The following is a 16,242-nucleotide window of genomic DNA, read 5'->3' as shown; positions in this document are numbered from 1 at the left end:
GTGATTCATTCCCTGCTCAGACGGCGTGACTGCGGATTGCCCAGAATTCCATCTCCAGCCCCGGGAACTCCCCGGCGAGATGCAGGGCAAAGGCCCCGGACTTCTCCATCTCTTTCCATAACTCCCCGCCCTTCTCCAGCTGGAAGTAGTTGTAACCGGCGTGCCAGGGGATTTGCGGCGGTGCGGTCGGCATCGCGCGCAGCACCATGCCCGGCAGCTGCAGCTGCACCAGATCGCGAATTTTGGTCACCGGGGCGACTTTCATCTGCGCCGGGAAGTGAGTTTGCAGCGCGTCGGCCGGTACGTTAGCGCGCACCGCCAGCACAAAGCCAAACTCGCGCACCATTGACGCTTCGGTAACCGTCGCCACGTTAAGGCCGTGGGAGCGCTCGGTCAGCGGCAGCTGGATGGCGTTCTCTTCCATCACCTGCGACAGCCCCTGGCGCAGCAGCAGCGTCAGTTGCCCGAAGCAGCCTGCCAGATCGTCGTGGTTATACACCGGCAGCGTATTGTGCGGCCCGCGCTGCGGCGTCCAGCTGGTGAGCTCGCTGGCAAAGGCCAGCCAGTGCTGGAACAGCGCTTCCGGGTGCAGCAGCGGCAGATTTTTAACATGGCTGATGTGGCCCAGCTGCTGGTTGATCAGCGCCAGCAGCATAAAGTCGACCATATCAGCGGTATTGAAGCGCCCGGACTGCTGCAGGCGCTGGCCGATCTGCTGGCTGCGCTGCTCCAGCAGGCCGTGAATATCGCCGACATATTCGTACAGCAGCGGCTGGCTGATGGCGTTAAGCATCGGCGGGATATAGCTGCTGTCGAGGCGCAGCTGGCTGTCGCTGCGCTTTTCGCTGACCCGCGCCACGCCAATCGCCGTCCATTCCGCGGTCAGTTCGCTCTCCAGCATTAGCCGCAGGCGCAGGCGCCCGAACTGCACGGCCGCCTGACCGACCGAGATAGCGTTGTAATCATCGACTTCGCGTTCGAAGCTGATAAAGCGCGCCAGGGAATCCCCCGCTTCGCTGAAAATCACCTCTTCGCGCCCGCCGCGCCGTACCGGCAGTGCCAGCACCACTTTCACGTTGGTTTGGTTGTCCGGAATGCTTAGCGGGGGTGGCGACTGGCGCGCATCGCGAAACGAGAAGGCGGTGCCATCCGGCAGCAGCCCGCTGGCGGAGACCAGCGCCACTTTGCCCTGGCGCAGCATCGCCTCGTCGAATTCGATATCGTGCAGCCCCCACAGATAGGGGCGCTGTGCCAGGCCCCAGTCACGCAGGGTGCTGTGCAGGTGGCTTTCAGACTGCTGGAAATGGTGCGGGCGCAGGAACATGCCTTCGGTCCAGACCACTTTTTCTGCTTTGCTCATATTGGCTCCTGTCTCCGGCGCTGTCAGTTTTTCACCACGCGGATGCCGCTGATATCCGCAATGACTTCGGCATGCAGCTCATCGTCCGACCCCTTCCAGACCTCATAAAAACGGCTGTCTGAAGGCTGCGGTAACGGCAGGGAGAGACGCCATCTCTTGCCATCCAGCGCCTGGTATTCCGCCATGATGGCGATGTAGCGCGCGCCAGGGTTGTTCTGCCCGACGATTTTTTTATTGGTTTGGCCCGGCATCAGGAAGAACTGCTCGCTGTCCAGCAGGTTGGCACCCAGCACGCTCTGCGCGTTGTTTTGCAGAGAGTAAAAATCAGCCGACATGAAATCCGCATCGGATTTCAGCCACAGCACGCGCACTTTCAGCGGTGCCGACTGGTTAATTTGCGGATGCGCCTGGAACAGCAGGCTGTATTGCGTGGGTGTGTCTCGTGAAGATGAACCGCAGCCGGCCAGCAGTGCCAGCGCGGTGAGGCAAAGCACCTGAAGGCTCAGGCGCCAAATATTCAGTCTGTTCATAATCGGGCGACCATTAACGATTAATCGATGATCCAGGTTCCGCTGTTGCTGCTCTGGCACGCTTTGCTATCGCCATCCACCGCAACGCAGGTCTTTTTCGCTGGAGCGCGCACGCGCTTACGGCGCTGATCGGCCTTTATCGTTTTGTCGTAAATGTCGCTTTTCACACCGGCTCGCAGCGGCACGTAGCCCAGCAGCTGCTCCTGCCCGCTTTCGGCAATTGCCAGCCAGTTATTCTCTACCGTTCCCAGCACGGTGAAGCTCTGCGCGTTATCCAGGTTACGCACCAGCTTGCCGCCAAAGTCAGGTCGGCTCATCACTGAGGCGCCGTACAGCGCACGGTACTCTTCGTTGACGGGCGTGAAGCTCTGCGGCGGAGTGATAGCGTGGCGATAGCTCAGCTTCACCCCATCGACAGTACTGGAAACAATCGTGTCATCCGTCATTGGCGGCGGTGGTGCTTTGCATCCGGCAACGCTCAACACAAACAGCAGGCTTAATGCGATACGAATTTTCACCATGATCCTCATACGTTTCTCAAAATGACAGGGACGGGCAGATATGCCCGCAGAACAGCACCAAAAAAAGACAGCAGTACAGATTTAACCAGCAGGAAGGGGGCAGCGTGCCGGGCATTTGCCAGCGAAGCGCTGCTGAGCCAGGCAAGAATCAAGTCACCAGGATTTATCCGCTGCTTCCTGCAGGCGAGATTGATCAAAAGCTCACATCAGACAAGATTACTGATTCACTTAAGCGATACATCAATAAGCCGAGAGTGATAACGGTACCACCCAGGATCATTGATTAATTTGCAGCGATTATAAAAGTAAAAATCAATAGGTTACGATTAGAACAGATTAGACCAGATAGCTTCCATTACGCTTATAATTCGGAAACTTATGGCTACAGCTCCAAATGAAGCCAAAAATGGATTGTAAAGCACCACAGGCGGCAACAATCCTTACCATACCAGCGAACAACCGTAATTACGATCAATAACATCAAGTTACAAAGAGTGGTCGCGCTGGAATTTGGCTATAGCTACCGCATGAGGCTGACAAAAGTCATCTCAAAAAGGTAATGGGAAGTATTTATTTGTAAATTTCACGATAAGTTTACAGACAACATTCAACAATTCAACGTGCTTAATCCACTTAAGTTATGATTAGGTTTGCTTAACTATCAATGTTAAGACAAATATCACTCAATTTCAGAAGTTGCTTAGGATTAATCCTAGAAATTCTTATTGATTATTTATCAAATCGCGTAATTGACGTGCAAAATTGTGAAATACCCGAAACAAAAAATTTTTAAAAAAACTGTTTATGCCGGTACTAAATGAGACGCAGTTAGCGCCCGGCCACAATGAGATTGGGGTATCAGACTTAAATCCTGGTTCTGTGCCACAAGGCAGTAAATGAGAGTAATAACCACTACGAAGGCAGCAGAAAGCTCTAATTTGGCTGGTTAAGACAAATTTAAGGATGGGCGTTCACTGGCTATAAGTGTCTCAAAAATGGAGAGAATTTCGCCCTCGAGGGGGCAGAGAAGGGGCAAATAGGGACATCACCCGCGGCCAATCAGGACAATCAGCCGCAGGCAGCCGGGGGGTTAAAGACCCAGCAGACGTTGTAGTTCGTTCAGAGAAGTCACCTGCCAGGTCGGCGCAATGCCTTCCGGCAGGCTGCGGCCATCGGCATTCAGCCAGCAGGTCGCCATGCCGGCGTTGATGCCACCAAGAATATCGGAATCCGGGTTGTCACCCACCATCAGCACGCGCTCGCGCGGCGGGTTGCCCATCTGGTTCAGAGCATAATCAAAGATTGCCGGGTGCGGTTTGGCGTGGCCGACCTGTTCGGAGATCACCAGCAGATCGAAGTAGCCGAGGAAGCCGGTACGCTCCAGACGCGCCTGCTGCAGTGCGGTAAAGCCGTTGGTGATAATCCCCATCTTCACCCTCCCCTTCAGCGCGTTGAGTAACTCAACGGCACCCGGCAGCGGCGTGCAGATCTCGGCCATCGCCGTCAGGAAACCGCTGTTAAGATGGTGCGCGGTGACGTTCAGCCTGCTGGCCCAGCCTTCGAATCGACGCTGCTGCAGCTGCAGTGCGCTGATAGCGCCGTTCTGGTAGTCGACCCACAGCGGCTTGTTGATCGCCTGGTAGTCGTCGTAGTCCGCCTTGTTGAACTGCACATCGTACTGCTGAAACAGACGCTGCAAGCCGGCGAACGCATCAAAGTGGAACAGCGTTTCGTCAGCGTCAAAAAGAATCCAGTCACGGTTTTGTAGCATTGGAGCATTCCTTACTTACCTGAAGGTCAGGCGTAATGTGTCATTTATATCGTGAGGGCCATCATGATCGCGTCTTCTTTACCGTCTCTGGTTGGATAATAGTTACGGCGGATCGAGACCTCGTTGAAATCCAGCTGCTCATAGAGCGCGATAGCAGCAGCGTTTGAGGCGCGCACTTCCAGCCACAGCGTCATCACCCCGCGCTGCTCCAGCTCGCCGATCAGATGACGTAACAGCTCCCGCCCGAGGCCACGGCGCTGAAAGGCCGGGTCTACCGCCAGGTTAAACAGCGTCGCTTCATCCAGCACCACCTGCGTAATGGCGAAGGCTGCCAGCACGCCGTCGACGCGCAGGGCAAAATTCAGATAGCGCTCGCCCTGATTGCTGGCGAGTGTCTTTTCTGTCCAGGGGAAAGCGTGGCTACGCTGCTCAATGGCAAACGCCGGCTCAAGGTCTTGCGTGGTGAGTAAAGAAATCTGATTCATGTTGGCAAATTTGCAGCCAGAGCGCCCGTTTGGCGTCGGCATTGTGATAAAGCTCCGCCAGCACTGGCGAAGCGATTTGAGTTCCGGCTAAGGCCACCGGGGCGTCCAGCCCTAAACGCCAGCTGTTACAGCGGGCGTCATCCGGCAACATCGCCAGCTGGTCGGGAGTGAGTAATTGCACCTGCGGTGCCTGCAGGTTAAGAGCGCGCAGCACGTCCGCCACCAGCGGATCCTGCAGGACGGGCGGGGTATCCGCCACAATCACCAGGCGAGTTTCAGCGGGTAACGTCACCGCAATCTCCCCCTGCAGGGCGCGCGGACGCCGCAGCGTATACTGCGTTATGCCCATTTGCTGTAATAACCAGTCACGTCTGGAAGACATCTTTTTTTCCTGTCTGGTCGCCCGTTTGCGCGCCTATGCTAGCAAACCCGATGATTAAGAGCCAACAAACGACTATAATCCCCGCTCTGAAATTAAAGGAGCCATCGATGTCCGCATTTACCCCGGCCAGTGAAGTGATACTGCGCCACAGTGATGAATTTACTGAACGCCGCGTGCTGTTTGCTGGCGACCTGCAGGATGACCTGCCCGCCCAACTGGATACCGCGCTCAGCCGGGTACATACCCAGCAGTATCATCACTGGCAGATCCTCAGCCGCGCCCTGGGAGAAAATGCCCATTATGGCCTCGTCGCCACGGCCGACATGGTCGCCGACTGCAATACGCTGGTGTACTACTGGCCGAAGAACAAGCCGGAAGCGCAGTTCCAGCTGCAAAACCTGCTGGCCCTGCTGCCGGTGGGTAGCGATGTTTTCGTCATCGGTGAAAACCGCAGCGGCGTGCGCAGCGCCGAGCAGATGCTGGAAGGCTGGTGTTCACTTGAGAAAATCGACAGCGCGCGCCGCTGCGGTCTGTATCACGGCCAGCTGGAGAAACAGCCAGCGTTCGACGTCGATACCTTCTGGGACGAATACCCGCTGGGCGACCTGACGGTGAAAACCCTGCCGGGGGTGTTCAGCCGCGACGGTCTGGACATCGGTAGCCAGCTGCTGCTCTCCACCCTCAAACCGCATATGAAAGGCAAAGTGCTGGATATGGGCTGCGGCGCCGGGGTGCTCTCCGCGATGATCGCCAGCTTCTCGCCAAAAGTGCGCCTGACGCTGACCGATGTCAACGCGGCGGCGATTGAAGCCAGTAAAGCCACGCTGGCAGCCAACCAGCTGGAAGGCGAAGTGTTCGCCAGTAATGTTTACTCCGACATCCCCGGCCGCTTCGATATGATCATCTCTAACCCGCCATTCCACGATGGCGTGCAGACCAGCCTGGATGCGGCACAGACGCTGATCCGCGGGGCCATCACCCACCTGAACACCGGCGGTGAGCTGCGCATTGTCGCCAACGCCTTCCTGCCTTATCCGCAGGTGCTGGACGAAACCTTCGGCAGCCACGAAGTGCTGCTACAGAATGGCCGTTTCAAAGTGTACCGCGCCGTTAAAGGCCGCCCACCAAAGAAATAGTACGCCGCAATCCGTAGGGTCGGGCATGCCCGACCCGCTTCAAACGTTACGGCAGCGCTGTTTTTCCAGGCTGTTGTTTCAACAATAAGAAATAACTGTTGACGTCCCTGGTAAAATCTCTAGAATGCGCCTCCGTGGTTGCGATATAACGTTGTTATGTTGCGGGTATGCGAAGGTGGCGGAATTGGTAGACGCGCTAGCTTCAGGTGTTAGTGTCTTAACGGACGTGAGGGTTCAAGTCCCTCTCTTCGCACCAAAAACCACGTTGTTCATATTACGCAGCATCTGCGCGAAGGTGGCGGAATTGGTAGACGCGCTAGCTTCAGGTGTTAGTGTCTTAACGGACGTGAGGGTTCAAGTCCCTCTCTTCGCACCATTTGCGGTGATATGAATAAGCAGTACGATAGTTCAACAGGACGCGAAGGTGGCGGAATTGGTAGACGCGCTAGCTTCAGGTGTTAGTGTCTTAACGGACGTGAGGGTTCAAGTCCCTCTCTTCGCACCATGTTGAATCCCTCAGTAGTGACTCCCACCTTATTCCATCCGTTTTCTCTCTGATATCAACACTCCCTGTTATTGTCTGTTCATCCCTGTTTTATCCGTTCATCACCCTGACGTAAAATTCACCAAAATCGCCGCAACGCCGCCCGCCAGTGCTATGCACGATGGCAGCAGCATGTAGTGACGCAGCCGTTTATGAAACAGCATCACCAGGGTTGCGAGGAACGCCGCCACCATCAGCACGCGCCATTCACTGAACGACAGCTCCATCATCGCCACCAGTGGCATCATGGCGCACGGCAGCAGGATCCCCCAGCCGCTATCCAGTCTTTTACCTATCATCCAGCTTCCCCCTAATCCACACGCTTACAAATGATAATGATTACCAATAGCATATGATAGTTCTTATCATTTTGCAGCAACATTGTTGAAACTTTGACCCCGCAGATGACAGTTCCAGCTTAAAGTGGTAGATTGGCAGCGAACACTATTAAGATAATTCTTATAATAACAACTCAAAACTATTCCAGGTTGGGATATCGGCCATCACGCAATGATAGCGTTTTGATATTTCAGGGCAGTCATGAGTATTCATAATGAAAATACAAAGCTACGATGAATTGCTGCACAGCAAGCGTCGGCTATCGCTGATGCTATTTCTATTTTTAAACACAGCTACCGCTTCATTCTGCATGCTGCGCGTGAATGGCTATGCCGCGTCAATGGTAACCAAGCCCTCCCTCGCGATAGTAATAATGAGCGTCACCTTACTGATATGGATGTTGTTAAAGCCTTTAGGGAAATTTCCGCTATTAAATATTGCGGCGCTGATTACCGGAATACTTTGGGCGTGGCAAATTGTGGTTAAGTATAATCAGGCGTTTTATTTTGACGACAGCTATCTGATGATGGCGCTGGTCAGCGTGTTCTTTATCAGCGCCATTGCGCTGGGAGATCACCTGCTGGCCTTTTGCCTGCATACCGCCCCGGCCTCCGTGGCGGTGCTGATGCTCGATCAGGGGCAAAACACGCTGCTAATACTGTTCACGATTACGCTGCCGCTGATTGGCTTCACCCTGCACCACCTGATGCAGCGCCGCCGCGACCACTTTACCCGGCGGTTAGTGAGCCAGCTGTATGAAGAGAAAGAGACCTACAGCGATCTCAGCATGCTTGACCCGCTGACCGGGCTGTATAACCGGCGCGGGCTGAAAAACCGCCTGGAAAATATTCTGGAGAATCACGCTGGCAGCCACTTTGTGCTGCTGCTGGATATCGACCATTTCAAAGCCTATAACGACAATTACGGCCATGCGATGGGTGACCAGGCGCTGGCGCGGGTATCAGTGGCGATCCGTGATGCCGTGCGCTCGCGCGATATCGTCAGCCGCTACGGCGGCGAAGAGTTTTTGGTGCTGCTGACCAACGTGAATGAGTCGATTGCCCTGAAGCTGGCCGAGCGCATCCGCCAGTACGTGCTCGACCTGGATATTCCTCATCACTTTAACGATCGGGTCGCAACACACGTCACCGTCAGCGCCGGAATTGCGCCACTGATTGAAGAAGATTTTGACACTGCGCTGGCTAATGCAGATAGGGCATTATATCTGGCAAAAAACCAGGGCCGTAATACTATCCTCAGCCATCAGGATTTGATTAAAAAACCACTGACTCAGCCCGCCGACGCGCTGTAAAAATGAATGAGCCTGGATAACAGGCTCATTCATTTTCAAAACTTCTCCTTTACTTAATACAAACGCTTTATTGCCCACGCCGAATAAGATATTAAGCCAAATTAAATCGAGAACAGTGTAATTAGCACCGCTGTTTTTTCATCCTGCGCGAATTTTTTGCCGTTTACAGATTGCTAACAATATGGCAATTTTATCGGCTAAAAATTCAGGAGAACAGCATGAGTCTGGAATCTGTCAGGCAGTTTTTTGCCGAACGCGCCCCCGAAATCAGCATCATCGAACTGGCGGAAAGCACTGCCACCGTCGATCTGGCGGCGAAAGCCCACCGGGTCACCCCAGGACAGATCGCCAAAACCCTGTCGCTGAAGGTGAAAGACCGCGTGGTGCTGATCGTCACCCGTGGCGATGCGCGGCTAGACAACCGTAAGCTGAAAGAGGCGCTGGGCAGCAAGGCGCGCATGCTGAGTACCGATGAAGTGGTCACCTGGACCGGGCATCCGGTCGGCGGCGTCTGCCCGTTCGGGCTGGAGCATCCGCTGACCGTCTATTGTGATGTGTCGCTAAAGGATTTTGACGAGGTGCTGCCTGCCGCAGGCGCTATCCATAGCGCAGTGCGCATTACCCCCGACTATATGGCGCAGCTCACCGACGCCGAATGGGTGGATGTGTGCCAACCACCGATGAATCCGTAGGGGTCAGGCATGCCTGACCCAGGGCGAGACATGCCTCGCCCCTACCCGGAGATTTGGATATGCGCCAACCGCCGATGAAACCGTAGGGGTCAGGCATGCCTGACCCAGGGCGAGGCATGCCTCGCCCCTACTTTATTTAAGGTTCCCCGGAGATTTTGACGCCGCGCGTTTCGCGCCCGAAGGCGACAATCACGCAGATCAGCACCGCGACGGTGCCCGCCACAATCGCCATCGCCAGACCGTAATTGTTGCCGTGCGCCTCCGCGATTTTTGACTGCAGCGTGGCATTGACCGAGGCAATCAGATTCCCCAGCTGGTAGACAAAACCCGGCAGCACCGCACGCGCATTGGCCGGCACCAGCTCGGTGAGATAGGTCGGCACCACGCCCCAGGCTCCTTGCACCATAAACTGCATCAGGAATGCACCGATGCCCACAGCCCAGGAGCCGCTGGAGAAAGCCCACAGCGGCAGCACCGGCAGCGCAAGGAACGCGGCAATCATCATCGCCTTTTTACGCCCGATCTTCTCCGACAGCGAACCAAAGAAGACGCCGCCCAGCATGGCGGCGATGTTGTAGCAAATGGCAATGATGCTGATGACGTGCGGCTCTAAGCCGTGCTGTACCTTAAGGAAGGTTGGGTAGAGATCCTGCGTGCCGTGGCTGAAGAAGTTAAAGCAGGCCATCAGCAGCACCAGATAGACACACAGCTTCCAGTGGCTTTTCAATACCGGCATCAGCGCGCTGCTCTCTTTGCGCTCGCGTGCCGCCAGCCACACCGGCGACTCCGGCACTTTGAAATAGATAAACGGCAGCAGCAGGATCGGCAGTGCGCCAATCAGGAACATGCCGCGCCAGCCGACCAGGCTGTAGCACAGGCCGAAGATCACCGACGCCAGCAGGTAACCGCACGGATAGCCCGCCTGGAATACGCCCGACATCAGCCCGCGTGAACGGTCAGGAATGGTTTCCATCGCCAGCGAGGAGGCCACGCCCCACACTCCGCCCATCGCCACGCCGTAAATCACGCGGAACACCAGGAACCACTCCAGCGTCGGCGACCAGGCCGACAGCAGTTCGAAAATGGTGAAGGTGATGATATTCACCATCAGGATCGGGCGGCGGCCAAATTTCTCTGCCAGGCGGCCAAACAGCAGCGCGCCAATCGGTCGCACCGCCAGCGTCAGCATAATCGCCAGCGAAACCTCGGAAATTTTAGTATTAAAGTTTGCGGCAATATCGCTCAACACGAAGACCAGAATAAAGAAGTCAAACGCGTCCAGCGTCCAGCTGGCAAAGCTGGCAAACGCCACGTTGCGCTGGGTCGAAGTCCAGTTAAACATAGGGTCAGATCCTGTCTTATAGGGCGAGAGGAGTGTTAACCTTTTGTTTATAACATGTAATACAGGTGTTTCCGGGCGGCCTTTTGTCAGGCTTAGATTCAGGCTGTAAGCGCGCGTTTCATTCTATTACCCATGTAATCATTAGCCCACTAACCGTGTTTCAACTTAAATCGCCTTACTCTGAGCAACAATGTTTTCCCTCCCGGCAGCCAATTCACGTACAATCCGCGCATGTCTCTATGCGAATTTTCTTATACCCGCAGTCGGCTTGCTGCCTGGCTTGGCCTGCTGGCGATACTGCTGCTGTTTGTTGCTCCGGTGATTTCCAAATCACTGGCGGATCGGCGCGGCGGTGACAGCATGATGATGCATCATGCGATGGGTATGGAGATGGAGATGGCCGGGATGCCAGCGATGGACCACCCGATGCCGGACCACCATCCGCTGTCAATGATGGATGACAGCGCCTGCGGCTACTGCGTGCTGCTGGCGCACCTGCCGCTCGACATGCTGGTGCTGCCGCTGCTGTGGTCGGCACTTCAGGCGGCCAAACCGCCCCAGCTGCCGCTGGTGCAGTCGGTTGCCGCACGCATTGTGCCCCGCTATTTCCACCCTCGCGCCCCGCCGCAGGCCGTCGCTTTCCTGTAATCACGTCATTTATTGCCTGCCCGCGCGCAGGCCCTGATGGATGCCTGTTTATCAGGCGGATGGAAGAGACTATGTCAGAACAACTGAAACCTATCACCCTGCACGCCAGCCAGAGCCGCAGCAGCGTGCTGCCGCTGCTGCGTCGCCTGCATTTCTATATCGGGCTGTTTATCGCCCCGTTTATCTTTATCGCCGCGCTGACCGGCACGCTGTATGTGCTGACCCCGCAGCTGGAAAAGGCGCTGTATCATCAGCAGCTGTTTACCGCCTCCAGCGGTGCGGATCGGCCGCTGTCTGCCCAGGTAGCGCGCGCCAGCGAGTTTTACGGCCCTGGCGCGAGAATTATGGCGGTGCGCCCGGCCCCGCACGAGGGTGAAACCACGCGGGTGATGTTTTCCCGCGCCGGCCTCGGCCCGTCGGAGAGCCAGGCGATATTTATCGACCCGAAAACGCTGGAAGTGCGCGGCTCACTGACCGCCTACGGCACCAGCGGTATCCTGCCGCTGCGCACCTGGCTTGACTATCTGCACCGCAGCCTGCTGCTGGGCGAGGTCGGCCGCAACTACAGCGAACTGGCCGCCAGCTGGCTGTGGATAGCCGCGCTGGGCGGTGCTCTGCTGTGGGCTACCCGCCGCGCGCCGCGCCGAAAAGCCGGTGCGCAGCCAACCCGTGCGCAGCGCCTGGCCGGGCAGCGTCACTGGCACACCACGCTGGGGCTGGCGCTGCTGCTTGGTCTGGTATTTTTCTCCGCCACCGGGCTGACGTGGTCGCGCTGGGCCGGAGAGAATATCGCCCAATTGCGCAGCCATTTTGGCTGGTTAACACCTCAGGTCAATACCGCCCTGCATCCCGAACCTGCGATAGCGATGCCGATGGATGAACACGCCGAGCATCAGGGCCATATGATGATGGCGCACGATGCCGCGCAAGTGGCGATCCATCCCGCACAGTTTGATCGCGTGCTCAGCGCGGCGCGGGCAGCCGGGATTGATGCGGCGAAGCTTGAGATCCGTCCCGCTTACCAGGCCGATAAGGCCTGGACGGTGAATGAGATCGACCGCCGCTGGCCAACCCAGGTCGACAGCGTAGCGGTCAATCCGCAGAATAATCAAGTGATTGATAAGGTGGAATTCGCCCAGTTTGGCCTGCTGGCGAAGCTGACGCGCTGGGGCGTGGATGCGCATATGGGGGTGCTGTTCGGGTTAGCGAATCAGCTGGTGCTGGCGCTGTTTGGCCTTGGGCTGTGCGTGATGATCGTCATCGGCTACCGCATGTGGTGGCTGCGCCGCCCGGCGGGTGGCAAGGTTGCCCCGCTGGATACCCTGCTCGGCTGCTGGCGCCCGCTTTCAATCAGCGCCCGTTTTCTGCTGCTGGTGATCGTGGCGGTTGCGGCGGTGAGCTTGCCGGTGATGGGCGCCAGCCTGCTGGTGCTGCTGGCGATAGATATGTGGCGCTGGCAAAAAACGCATTAGATCAGTCAATTCCGGGCGGGGCATGCCGCCGCCCCTACGCCGTATCAGAGTAGGGGTCGGGCATGCCCGACCCGGGATTTAACCCAACGGCTGCGCCAGATAACGCTCCAGCATCCCCAGCAGGCGCTGGTTATCCACCGTCTGCAGTACGTGGACTAACCCACCCTGCGGCTGACCGATACCCACATCCACCCGCAGCGGCTGGCGGAAACGCCAGGATTTCCCGCGCGTCATGCCCGGCCGCAGCTCGACATCGACAAAATAGTCAGCGGCGGTCGCCACCTGCTGATTGAGCAGCCACGCCACCACCAGCGCATCGTGGATCCAGCAGCCCGGCAGATGACGGGTATGGATGGAATAGTCAATCCACGGGCGCAGCGTCTCGGTGACAAAGCGCGCCAGCACCGTATCGATTTTGGCGATGCGATTCAGATCCTGATGGGTCATCAGCGTCTGGCTGGTGACATCCATCGGCACCAGGGTGATGTTTGCCCCGCTGCTCAGCACCTTGTGCGCCGCTTCCGGGTCGATGCCAAAGTTGGTGTCTTTGATAAAGTCGTCCAGCGCAAACACCCCGCCCATAATGGCGATCTCCTGCACCGCATCGGCCATCTCCGGGTAACGCTCCAGCGCCAGCGCCACATTGGTCAGCGGGCCGATCGCCACCAGGGTAATTTTGCCCGGGTTGGCGCAAATCAGCTGCCCCATCGCATCGGCAGCTTCCTGCGGCGGCGGTGAACAGGGCTGCGGCTGACGCACGCCGCGCCACAGATGTGCCAGCTGGCTGGTGTGCACCCGCGTATCCAGCGCTTCACGCCAGGCGGCGGCGGGTTCACATAGCGCGGCATCCGCCCCTTTGATCACCGGCACCGCTTGCCCGGTGCGCGCCATCAGATCTTTCGCCACGCTGTATCCGACATCGCTGGGCGTGTTGCCCGCCACGATGGTGATCAGCTCCAGCGAGATCTCTGCCGCGGCCATCGCCAGCGCGATAGCCAGCCCGTCATCGACGTTGGCGCCTGCAATACCATTCCCCGGATCGCAATCAATAATTAATCGTTTCATTTATCGGTTTCTTATTATCGGGCCAGCTTGCAGCCACAGGACTCGCCAATTTCCAGCTGGTGAGAAAACTCACGCAGCGTGGTCTCTCCTTTCCATGCCGCGAGCATCTTAATCGCGGTTTTTGCCATCTCCTGCACCGGCTGACGTACCGTGGTCAGCGAAGGAACATGAAAGGCGGATTGCTCGGTGCCGTTAAAACAGACCAGCGCAATATCGTGCGGGACGCGGATACCCTGCTCGGAGAGCGCACGAATGCAGCCAATCGCCTGCGCTTCGTTGGCGGTGAACAGCGCGCGTGGACGAGTGGCGCCCTGCAGCATCTGCTGTGCCGCCTGATAGCCGCCGCTGCGGGTGTAAGGCGCGGCGAAAACCCACTCTTCGCGCTGCGCCACGCCCTGTTCAGCCAGCGCTTCGCGCCAGCCCTGCAGACGATCCTGCGCGTTAAGCATCTCCAGCGGGCCGGAGATCATCCCCACGTCCTGATAGCCGTGGCTTAACAGATGCGCCGTCACCTGGCGCGAAGCCGCGCGCTCATCAACGCGCAGCACGCTGACCTGCAGGCTGGGATCGACTCTGTCCAGCATCACAAACGGCGTATTGCTGGCCTGCAGAACATCAATATAGGGGTGGCGATCGACGCTGGTGTAAATCAGGCCGTTGACCTGCTGGCCGAGCAGATTGTTGATCAGCTGCAGCTCGCGCTTGCGGTTATCGCCAGAGTCGCCGAGCAGCATCACCATGTCATTGGCCTGTGCTTCCTGCTGCAGGGCATTTGCCAGCGAGGCGATAAACGCATTGTTGATATTCGGCACCACCAGCCCGTAGGTTTTGGTGGTGCCGGAAGCCAGCGCTCGCGCCACGTTGTTCGGGCGATATCCGATCTTTTTAATCGCCGCCAGCACGCGCTCGCGCGTGGCCGGGGCCACCGGGCGCGGGCCGTTATTGACGACGTAGCTCACCACCGCCACCGAGGTTCCTGCCTCTTTCGCCACATCGGCGCGGGTTGCGCGCTGAGGGTTCTGTTTGCTCACAGGCACTTTCCTTTGGTTTGAAACAGCTCAAAGCCGGGAACAGGTTCCCGGCTCACGCATCCTTTGAGTTCGTTATCCCTGTTTATATCGCATCGTTCGGGTCATTAAGATCGCGCCCGCGGGTTTCCGGTGCCACAAAGGTGGTCAGGAAGCCAATGCCCGCCATCACCGCAAAATAGGTCGCAATCGGCCACCAGTGCCCGGTCCAGGAGAGCAGCGCCGCAGCCACTAGCGGCGCGGTGCCGCCGGAGAGAATCGAGCCAATCTCTTTCGCCGTCGCCATTTTCGTGTAGCGGTGGGTTACCCCGAACATCTCAACGCCCCACGCGGCCTGCACGCCAAAGATCCCGAGCGATGCCAGCCCCATGCCGGTGACGATGGTGGCGATGACAATCGCCGGCTCGCGCGAATCGAGCAGCATAAAAGCCGGGAAGGCGTAGAGGATTAACAGCAGACAGAAGCAGCGATAGGTAATGCGACGACCGAAGCGGTCCGAGAGCCAGCCGGCCAGCGGGATAATCAGGAAGCCGAGCAGCGAGGCGATAAATACGGCGGTGGTGGCAACGGACTTATCCACCGCCAGCACTTTCACCACGTAACCAATGATAAAGCCCTGGGCCAGATACGACGGGCCGTTCTCACCGATGCGCAGGCCAATCATGGTCAGGAAGGCACGGCTGCGGCGCCAGAAACCGCGGGTATCGGCCTCCTGCGGCTGCGCGGCGATTCGCTGCTCACGCTGCGCTTCAACTTCCGCTTTCTTGCGTTCAAATACCGGCGTTTCTCGCAGATGGCGGCGGATCCACAGTGCCACCAGCGCAATCAGCGAGCTGCACAGGAACGGAATACGCCAGCCCCACTCCTGCAATGACTGCTGGTCCATCTGCACCACCGCCAACCACACCAGTGACGCCACCAGCGTACCGCTGTTGGAGCCAAGAGCAATAATCGAAGAGACCAGCCCACGCCGCTGCGCCGGTGCATATTCGCCCAGCATCACCGTGCCGCCGGACAGCTCCGCCCCCGCGCCAAAGCCCTGGCTAAAGCGCAGGACCACCAGACAGGCAGGCGCCCACAGGCCAATTGAAGCATAGCTGGGGATAAGACCGATAAGAGTGGTGGAAGCGCCCATCAGGATGATGGTGGAGACCATGACGACTTTACGACCCTTACGGTCGCCCAGCCAGCCAAAGAACAGCGCACCAATCGGGCGGGCAATAAAGCCGACAGACCAGGTCGCGAAGGTGGAAAGCAGTGCCATGGCGGGGGTGGCTTCGGGAAAGAAGACATCGCCAAAGATAATCCCGGCGGCAAGGCCATATAATGCGAAATCGGCATATTCCATCGCCGTGCCGAGCCAGCAGGACAAGGTGGCACGCCAGAAATCTTTGCGTCCTTCGGGGGTGGTTAAACGTTCATCTGCCGCCGAGGTGGCTGGCATTGCACTATCCGATGCGACGTTTTGCGGTGTAGACATGAAAATTTCCCTGATGTGAGGAGTTCAGTTTGTCACCTTCCCTGGTTCGCACTCCTCCGCAGAGGAAAATTCGCCAGTGAAGATGCTGATATAAAAGCCATGACGAAAGGTCGTGTAAGGTTCCCTGGTGTTGGA

Annotated in this window: 16 protein-coding genes and 3 tRNA genes; 8 read left to right on the top strand and 11 right to left on the bottom strand. The window is 57.5% G+C overall.

All coding sequences use genetic code 11. From position 1 onward, the window contains the following. Positions 1-16 precede the first annotated feature (16 nt). From tssK to ACLI4M_RS13000, 6 genes are all read right to left on the bottom strand, one after another. Positions 17-1,360, bottom strand: coding sequence for a type VI secretion system baseplate subunit TssK (gene tssK, locus ACLI4M_RS13025; RefSeq protein ID WP_133624695.1), 1,344 nt, complete (start codon positions 1,358-1,360; stop codon positions 17-19). A gap of 23 nt (positions 1,361-1,383) precedes the next feature. After that, positions 1,384-1,890: a type VI secretion system lipoprotein TssJ gene (gene tssJ / locus ACLI4M_RS13020; RefSeq protein ID WP_133624696.1), complete on the bottom strand. Its 507-nt coding sequence runs from the start codon at positions 1,888-1,890 to the stop codon at positions 1,384-1,386. 20 nt (positions 1,891-1,910) lie between these two features. Then, entirely contained in the window at positions 1,911-2,408 is a 498-nt protein-coding gene (locus ACLI4M_RS13015; protein ID WP_062818463.1) for a hypothetical protein, read from the bottom strand. Between the two features lie 1,093 nt (positions 2,409-3,501). Next, positions 3,502-4,182 carry a pyrimidine 5'-nucleotidase gene (gene yjjG, locus ACLI4M_RS13010; protein WP_048914716.1) on the bottom strand — a complete coding sequence of 227 codons (681 nt, stop codon included), beginning with the start codon at positions 4,180-4,182 and terminating at the stop codon, positions 3,502-3,504. 44 nt (positions 4,183-4,226) lie between these two features. Continuing rightward, on the bottom strand, positions 4,227-4,667 hold the full coding sequence (gene rimI, locus ACLI4M_RS13005) for a ribosomal protein S18-alanine N-acetyltransferase (RefSeq protein WP_048914715.1): 441 nt from the start codon (positions 4,665-4,667) through the stop codon (positions 4,227-4,229). Next, on the bottom strand, positions 4,630-5,049 hold the full coding sequence (locus ACLI4M_RS13000; protein WP_048914714.1) for a DNA polymerase III subunit psi: 420 nt from the start codon (positions 5,047-5,049) through the stop codon (positions 4,630-4,632). The genes rimI and ACLI4M_RS13000 overlap by 38 nt, the downstream gene beginning before the upstream one ends. A 107-nt stretch (positions 5,050-5,156) precedes the next feature. Here ACLI4M_RS13000 and rsmC point away from each other — a divergent pair, with 107 nt between their 5' ends. The 4 genes from rsmC to ACLI4M_RS12980 all read left to right on the top strand — a co-directional run bounded on the left by rsmC (position 5,157) and on the right by ACLI4M_RS12980 (position 6,690). Continuing rightward, complete coding sequence (gene rsmC / locus ACLI4M_RS12995) at positions 5,157-6,185, top strand: 16S rRNA (guanine(1207)-N(2))-methyltransferase RsmC (RefSeq protein ID WP_048914713.1); 1,029 nt, start codon at positions 5,157-5,159, stop codon at positions 6,183-6,185. A 169-nt stretch (positions 6,186-6,354) separates the two neighbouring features. After that, positions 6,355-6,441, top strand: a tRNA-Leu gene (locus ACLI4M_RS12990). A gap of 33 nt (positions 6,442-6,474) precedes the next feature. Further along, positions 6,475-6,561 (top strand) — tRNA-Leu (locus tag ACLI4M_RS12985). Positions 6,562-6,603: 42 nt separating this feature from the next. Then, positions 6,604-6,690: transfer RNA gene (locus ACLI4M_RS12980), tRNA-Leu, on the top strand. Between the two features lie 101 nt (positions 6,691-6,791). Here ACLI4M_RS12980 and ACLI4M_RS12975 read toward each other — a convergent pair. Further along, the gene (locus tag ACLI4M_RS12975; protein WP_133624699.1) at positions 6,792-7,028 is read right to left on the bottom strand and encodes a DUF1435 domain-containing protein; all 237 of its coding nucleotides are present in this window, start codon (positions 7,026-7,028) and stop codon (positions 6,792-6,794) included. Positions 7,029-7,282: 254 nt separating this feature from the next. Between ACLI4M_RS12975 and ACLI4M_RS12970 the strand changes: the two genes are divergently transcribed. Together ACLI4M_RS12970 and ACLI4M_RS12965 are read left to right on the top strand one after the other, a co-directional pair. Beyond that, entirely contained in the window at positions 7,283-8,380 is a 1,098-nt protein-coding gene (locus ACLI4M_RS12970) for a GGDEF domain-containing protein (RefSeq protein ID WP_133624701.1), read from the top strand. Between the two features lie 218 nt (positions 8,381-8,598). Beyond that, complete coding sequence (locus ACLI4M_RS12965) at positions 8,599-9,072, top strand: YbaK/EbsC family protein (protein WP_133624703.1); 474 nt, start codon at positions 8,599-8,601, stop codon at positions 9,070-9,072. 136 nt (positions 9,073-9,208) lie between these two features. On the opposite strand, the gene ACLI4M_RS12960 is transcribed toward ACLI4M_RS12965, so the two are convergent. Next, the gene (locus ACLI4M_RS12960) at positions 9,209-10,414 is read right to left on the bottom strand and encodes an MFS transporter (protein WP_133624705.1); all 1,206 of its coding nucleotides are present in this window, start codon (positions 10,412-10,414) and stop codon (positions 9,209-9,211) included. A 231-nt stretch (positions 10,415-10,645) separates the two neighbouring features. Between ACLI4M_RS12960 and ACLI4M_RS12955 the strand changes: the two genes are divergently transcribed. Both ACLI4M_RS12955 and ACLI4M_RS12950 read left to right on the top strand, forming a co-directional pair. Next, on the top strand, positions 10,646-11,062 hold the full coding sequence (locus tag ACLI4M_RS12955) for a DUF2946 domain-containing protein (RefSeq protein ID WP_133624707.1): 417 nt from the start codon (positions 10,646-10,648) through the stop codon (positions 11,060-11,062). A gap of 59 nt (positions 11,063-11,121) precedes the next feature. After that, positions 11,122-12,534, top strand: coding sequence for a PepSY-associated TM helix domain-containing protein (locus ACLI4M_RS12950; RefSeq protein WP_133624709.1), 1,413 nt, complete (start codon positions 11,122-11,124; stop codon positions 12,532-12,534). Between the two features lie 78 nt (positions 12,535-12,612). Here the strand turns inward: ACLI4M_RS12950 and ACLI4M_RS12945 are convergent, their stop codons facing one another. The 3 genes from ACLI4M_RS12945 to ACLI4M_RS12935 all read right to left on the bottom strand — a co-directional run bounded on the left by ACLI4M_RS12945 (position 12,613) and on the right by ACLI4M_RS12935 (position 16,107). After that, positions 12,613-13,599: a nucleoside hydrolase gene (locus ACLI4M_RS12945; RefSeq protein ID WP_133624711.1), complete on the bottom strand. Its 987-nt coding sequence runs from the start codon at positions 13,597-13,599 to the stop codon at positions 12,613-12,615. 14 nt (positions 13,600-13,613) lie between these two features. After that, complete coding sequence (locus tag ACLI4M_RS12940) at positions 13,614-14,630, bottom strand: LacI family DNA-binding transcriptional regulator (protein ID WP_133624713.1); 1,017 nt, start codon at positions 14,628-14,630, stop codon at positions 13,614-13,616. An 82-nt stretch (positions 14,631-14,712) separates the two neighbouring features. After that, on the bottom strand, positions 14,713-16,107 hold the full coding sequence (locus tag ACLI4M_RS12935; RefSeq protein WP_048914705.1) for an MFS transporter: 1,395 nt from the start codon (positions 16,105-16,107) through the stop codon (positions 14,713-14,715). Positions 16,108-16,242 lie beyond the last annotated feature (135 nt).

Source organism: Erwinia sp. LJJL01, from assembly GCF_047300805.2.
GTDB classification, from domain to species: Bacteria; Pseudomonadota; Gammaproteobacteria; order Enterobacterales; family Enterobacteriaceae; genus Erwinia; species Erwinia aphidicola.
The sequence above is the reverse complement of the archived record's forward strand: the minus strand, read 5'-3'. Positions and strand labels throughout refer to the sequence as shown.

What these genes read in the sequence shown, in the direction of transcription:
- tssK (WP_133624695.1), bottom strand. Translation starts at nt 1,360, where the DNA reads ATGAGCAAAGCAGAAAAAGTGGTCTGGACCGAAGGCATGTTCCTGCGC.
- tssJ (WP_133624696.1), bottom strand. Translation starts at nt 1,890, where the DNA reads ATGAACAGACTGAATATTTGGCGCCTGAGCCTTCAGGTGCTTTGCCTC.
- yjjG (WP_048914716.1), bottom strand. Translation starts at nt 4,182, where the DNA reads ATGCTACAAAACCGTGACTGGATTCTTTTTGACGCTGACGAAACGCTG.
- rimI (WP_048914715.1), bottom strand. Translation starts at nt 4,667, where the DNA reads ATGAATCAGATTTCTTTACTCACCACGCAAGACCTTGAGCCGGCGTTT.
- ACLI4M_RS13000 (WP_048914714.1), bottom strand. Translation starts at nt 5,049, where the DNA reads ATGTCTTCCAGACGTGACTGGTTATTACAGCAAATGGGCATAACGCAG.
- rsmC (WP_048914713.1), top strand. Translation starts at nt 5,157, where the DNA reads ATGTCCGCATTTACCCCGGCCAGTGAAGTGATACTGCGCCACAGTGAT.
- ACLI4M_RS12975 (WP_133624699.1), bottom strand. Translation starts at nt 7,028, where the DNA reads ATGATAGGTAAAAGACTGGATAGCGGCTGGGGGATCCTGCTGCCGTGC.
- ACLI4M_RS12970 (WP_133624701.1), top strand. Translation starts at nt 7,283, where the DNA reads ATGAAAATACAAAGCTACGATGAATTGCTGCACAGCAAGCGTCGGCTA.
- ACLI4M_RS12965 (WP_133624703.1), top strand. Translation starts at nt 8,599, where the DNA reads ATGAGTCTGGAATCTGTCAGGCAGTTTTTTGCCGAACGCGCCCCCGAA.
- ACLI4M_RS12960 (WP_133624705.1), bottom strand. Translation starts at nt 10,414, where the DNA reads ATGTTTAACTGGACTTCGACCCAGCGCAACGTGGCGTTTGCCAGCTTT.
- ACLI4M_RS12955 (WP_133624707.1), top strand. Translation starts at nt 10,646, where the DNA reads ATGTCTCTATGCGAATTTTCTTATACCCGCAGTCGGCTTGCTGCCTGG.
- ACLI4M_RS12950 (WP_133624709.1), top strand. Translation starts at nt 11,122, where the DNA reads ATGGAAGAGACTATGTCAGAACAACTGAAACCTATCACCCTGCACGCC.
- ACLI4M_RS12945 (WP_133624711.1), bottom strand. Translation starts at nt 13,599, where the DNA reads ATGAAACGATTAATTATTGATTGCGATCCGGGGAATGGTATTGCAGGC.
- ACLI4M_RS12935 (WP_048914705.1), bottom strand. Translation starts at nt 16,107, where the DNA reads ATGTCTACACCGCAAAACGTCGCATCGGATAGTGCAATGCCAGCCACC.